Here is a 4,381-nt window from a genome sequence, read left to right as displayed (position 1 = left end):
ACCGGTGCGCTGGGCTTCGGCGTCGATGGCGTCCTGGCGCATATCGAGGAAGTGGTCAAAGCCGAGCCCGGGCGAAAGCAGACCGAACTGGGTCTGGCTGCCCAGGGCATTGAGCAGGTTGACGCCCGCCCAGTACTCTTCTTCGGTGACATCGAAATCGTCGATCAGCTTGAACAGGTCACCGACCAGGCGGTGGACGATTTGCTTGGCGCGGTCGTTACCGCCGGTTTGATCGAAGCCGGCCACGGTGTTGATGAAGTCCTGAACCTCAGGCGTATCGAATATCTTCACGGTCATGGTGTAACCCTATCGTTGGATTTTTATCGTTGTCTTGGTGCCCGGCGATAGCGAAAGTGCATTCAAGGGGAAGATGAAGAAACGTCTATCTAGGGCCTAAAGACGACAGTTGTTGTTGTGTTCGCCCCCAATATCGTCCAGTCCATACCCACTGGACCAATATCGTTTGAGTACCTTTCCATACTTCATAGGTATCTCGACTGGATTGATATTCTTCCTTTCAACTATCTAAGTGATTAACGTAAAAAAACTCTTAATCCTTTATTTATAAAGAAAAATTTTCAAATGGAGAGAATGAGATGACTAACAACCTTCAATCTAAATTGTCTTTTATTTACGCTTTAAATCGATATCACGGTTTTTGTAGGGCATAACGTTCCCTACTCCTGATCCAAAGGAGTAACTATCGACTTCCACTTACGACAAAAGAATAAGAGGCAATAAAAAAGGAAGCAGCGCACAAAAAAGGCCCGTACTGCAAAAGCGGATACGGGCCAACGAGGATAACCATTATCAAATTGCTAACGTTGCGTGGGGGTCTAGCCGCTCTTCTTGGCAGCCTCGCGAATGAAGATGAACTCGAAGTCCTTGGTTTCGAAGATTGCCGAGACAACGACGCCCAGTACTAACGCCCAAAAAGTGGCACCTATCCCAAGCATCTGGATGCCAGAAGCAGCAATTAGAAAGGCAAATAGCGCACCTATTTCATGTTTCTTGCCAGAGAATGCGATGGACATCGACGAGGTGATCACGCGCATAAGTGCCAGTCCGGCGATAATGGCAATAAAGTAGCGCGGAGTTGCCTCCAATAGGCTGACCACATAACCGTAAAAAGGCGCAGCAACCACGAAAATAGCCCCAGCAATTACCGCCGCTACCCAACGTTTATCATGAGACCCAGCTTCCGGTGAGGCGCAGACACCGGTCATGGGCGCGGCAATGCAGGTACTGTGCAAATTGAAAAAGGCCGACACCATGGTGCCTATGCCGCCCACCGCCGTGATCGCATTAGCGGGTACTTCTTTATAACCCATCCCTTTTACTAAACCGACGCCCGCAGGTGTCTCCATTCCTACCAGGATGATGGCAAGAGGCAAACCGTACGTTAGAAAGGCACCCAACGTGAATTCTGGGACAATGAACTCGGGGAAACGGATCGTCGCCTCAATACCGGAAAGGTCCACACCGGTCGCTATTAGGTACAGAATTCCAGCTAACATCGCCACAATCAGGGGCGGAACCTTACGAAACAGCCGTGCAGAAAAGAAGAAAGCCAGAATCATGATAGAGGCTGGAACAATAGCACTCTCCAGAGGCTTCACCATATTGAGTCCAAAACTCAACAGCATACCGCCCACCATGCCCATGACAATCGGCATAGGGATTAGCCGCATCACAATACCCATCACCCCGGTCACACCAGCGACCAGCGTGATAGCACCGGCAATCAAACTCGCCCCTAGCGCGGCCTCCAGCCCTATAACAGGGATGACCGCTGCGAACATCAAAGCACCGGGAATGGAGTTGGCCATCGGCAGCGGCAAGCGGTAGTAAGCTGGCATGAAAAGCCCAAACAAGCCATTGATCATCAAGTAGCTGATGACCCAGAGCATAATAAAGGAGGAGTCTAGACCCGCAGACGTGCCAGCACTGATGTGAACGACCCCAACGCTGAGCCCTAAAATACCGGCGACTAAGCCTGTACTGGCATTATCGACATTGAGGTCGCGTAGGAAATCGCGGGGCGCATGCCTGAGGCTGACGCCTTTCTCAATATGTTTCACGGTTTTCTCCAGGGGATTACTTTACTTAGAGTTATCATTAATACTTCTTTAGAATTATCTTAGTTAATCTGCTAATAGCCCTGGTCACCACCGCCCACTGGCAGCACGCTGCCGGTGATGTAGCTCGCCTCATCGGAGGCCAGGAACAGAATCGGCGCAGCCATCTCGTCGAGCGTGCCGTAGCGTTTCATCAGGCAGCTCTGCTTGGTCTGGTCGATATGAGCCTGGAACCATGCCCGTTCGGTCTCGTTGCGAGGCTCGGGCGTGCCGCGGGAGATACGGCGCGGCGGTGCTTCAGTGCCACCGATGGCAGCGGCCGCCACGCGGATGCCAGCATCAGCGTATTCGAAAGCCAGTGACTCGGTCAGCGCATTGACCCCACCCTTGGCTGCCGAGTAAGGGATCCGGTGAATGCCCCGCGCCGCTACGGAAGAAACATTGACGATCACGCCGCTACCCTGCGCTACCATGGTCGGCAGTACCACGCGGCAGCACCAAAGCGTGGGCATTAAAGAGCGGTTAATCTCTGCAATAACTTGCGCTTCAGTGAACTCGGTAAACGGCTTAAAGTTAATTGCACCACCTACGTTGTTCACTAGAATATCGATACGGCCAAAGTGAGAGAGCGTCTCCTGAATCACTTTCTCGGCACCATCACAGGTCTCTAGATCCGCTTGTACCGCGATCACTTCACACCCCTGCTGACTGATTCCAGCCACCACTTCATGGATGTAATCATCGCGATCTACCAGAACTAAACGTGCCTCTTCCGCGGCTGCGCGTTCAGCAACTCGCCGCCCAATTCCCTGAGCGGCACCGGTAATCACCATCACTTTGCCTTGAAAGCGGTGTGTCATGATGTACTCCCTGCTTCATTGGGGGTGAACTTCTCGTAGTGAAAGCTCTGTGGCTCAATGCCTTCCGCGTCAAAGTATTTCAGCACGGCATCGACCATTGGAGGCGGGCCACACAGGTAAACGTCCACATCACCGTCATGCATGACAGCAGCGTCCATGTGGTGGGTCACATACCCTTTAAGCGGATGCTCGCTGGACTCATCCACCACCACCGTGGCGTAGCTGAAGCTTGGCAGTTTCTCAGCAAAGGCGTCTAAGGCGTCGGTTTTGACCAAGTGATCGTCTTTATTGACGCCATATATCATATGGATGGGTGCGTCACAGCCTTTCTCAACCAATTGCGCCAACATAGACAAGAACGGTGCCAGTCCCGTGCCGCCAGCCAGCATCAACACCGGGCGTTTCACTTCGCGCAAGTAGAAGCTACCCAGCGGCCCAGTCAGAGTAAGCTTTTCGCCCACTGCGGCACGCTCAGTTAGATAACCGCTCATTACCCCATTGGGAATGTTACGGATCAAGAAAGTGGCGCGCTTCTCCCCCGGCTGTGAGCTAAAGGAGTAGGAGCGGTGTACCTCTGTACCGGGCACATCAATATGGATATATTGCCCCGGTAAAAAGGCAAGGCCTTCCTCATCATCCAGTTCAACCGCTAGCTCAATGCTATCTTCAGAGAGTTGCTCAACCGCGGTAACCGTGCCTTCAACCTTGCCTACCTGTGTTTTACACAGCGTGGAGGCTACGGGCACTTGGATAACGCAGTCCGAAGAAGGCACCATCTGACACGTGAGCACTTGGCCTTCTGCAGCTTCTTCGTCAGAAAGCGCGTCTTCCAGGTATTCGTCACCCATGTCGAATTCGCCCTGCTCGCAGTGGCCTTTACAGGTACCACATACGCCGTCGGAGCAGTCCATCGGCAGGTTAACTTTTTGCCGGTAAGCGGCGTCGAGAACGGTTTCTCCCTCTTTACAGCCAATGAAGCGGGTGACGCCATCTTCGAAGTTGAGGGCTATGGTATAGCTCATGGTTAACTCTCCTTTCCTATCAGGTCACACGTGATACACGTCAATGACCTGATGGATATAGTCGTTATTCAGCTGCACGACTTTTCTTGTGATTAACGGGCTCTCTCCCGACACGTCCAGGGTGTAGAAGCACGTGCCGAAGAAGCTGTCGGTCTTCTTGTAACGGTGGTTGAGCGTGTGCCAGTTAAAGCGCAGTTCCACCGTGTCACCGTCTTGCGACAGGATTTCCAGGTTGGTCACCTGGTGGGTGGTGCGCGGCTCAGGCGTACTGGCCCCGCTGCGTTCGGTCTTGATCCGGTACACCCGGTCTTCCAGCCCGTCGCGGTTGGGGTAGTAGATCAACGAGATCTCGCTGTGCGGGTCGCGGGTGAGCTGGTCGTCGTCGTCCCAGGCGGGCATCCAGAACTCGGCGTCCTTACGG

5 protein-coding genes are annotated in these 4,381 nt (G+C 53.2%); all 5 read right to left on the bottom strand.

Annotated elements, in window-relative coordinates; all coding sequences use genetic code 11:
• Positions 1–297: dioxygenase (locus MLE19_RS22645; RefSeq protein WP_276322550.1), on the bottom strand; the 297-nt coding region annotated here is incomplete at its 3' end.
• Between the two features lie 539 nt (positions 298–836).
• Positions 837–2,081 (bottom strand): benzoate/H(+) symporter BenE family transporter, encoded by a 1,245-nt coding sequence (locus tag MLE19_RS22640; protein ID WP_240720589.1) that lies wholly within the window; start codon positions 2,079–2,081, stop codon positions 837–839.
• Positions 2,082–2,152: 71 nt separating this feature from the next.
• Positions 2,153–2,938, bottom strand: coding sequence for a benzoate diol dehydrogenase BenD (gene benD / locus MLE19_RS22635; protein ID WP_240720588.1), 786 nt, complete (start codon positions 2,936–2,938; stop codon positions 2,153–2,155).
• The gene (gene benC, locus MLE19_RS22630) at positions 2,935–3,960 is read right to left on the bottom strand and encodes a benzoate 1,2-dioxygenase electron transfer component BenC (protein ID WP_240720587.1); all 1,026 of its coding nucleotides are present in this window, start codon (positions 3,958–3,960) and stop codon (positions 2,935–2,937) included. The genes benD and benC overlap by 4 nt, the downstream gene beginning before the upstream one ends.
• Before the next feature lie 24 nt (positions 3,961–3,984).
• The coding region (locus MLE19_RS22625) for an aromatic-ring-hydroxylating dioxygenase subunit beta (RefSeq protein WP_240718406.1) at positions 3,985–4,381 on the bottom strand (397 nt) is incomplete at its 5' end.

Source organism: Vreelandella neptunia, assembly GCF_022489065.1.
GTDB lineage: Bacteria > Pseudomonadota > Gammaproteobacteria > Pseudomonadales > Halomonadaceae > Vreelandella > Vreelandella neptunia_A.
Note: the sequence above shows the minus strand (reverse complement) of the source record. Positions and strands in the feature narration are given on the sequence as shown.

Excerpts from the sequence above, each read along its gene's own strand:
- benD (WP_240720588.1), bottom strand. The coding sequence starts at position 2,938 with ATGACACACCGCTTTCAAGGCAAAGTGATGGTGATTACCGGTGCCGCT.
- benC (WP_240720587.1), bottom strand. The coding sequence starts at position 3,960 with ATGAGCTATACCATAGCCCTCAACTTCGAAGATGGCGTCACCCGCTTC.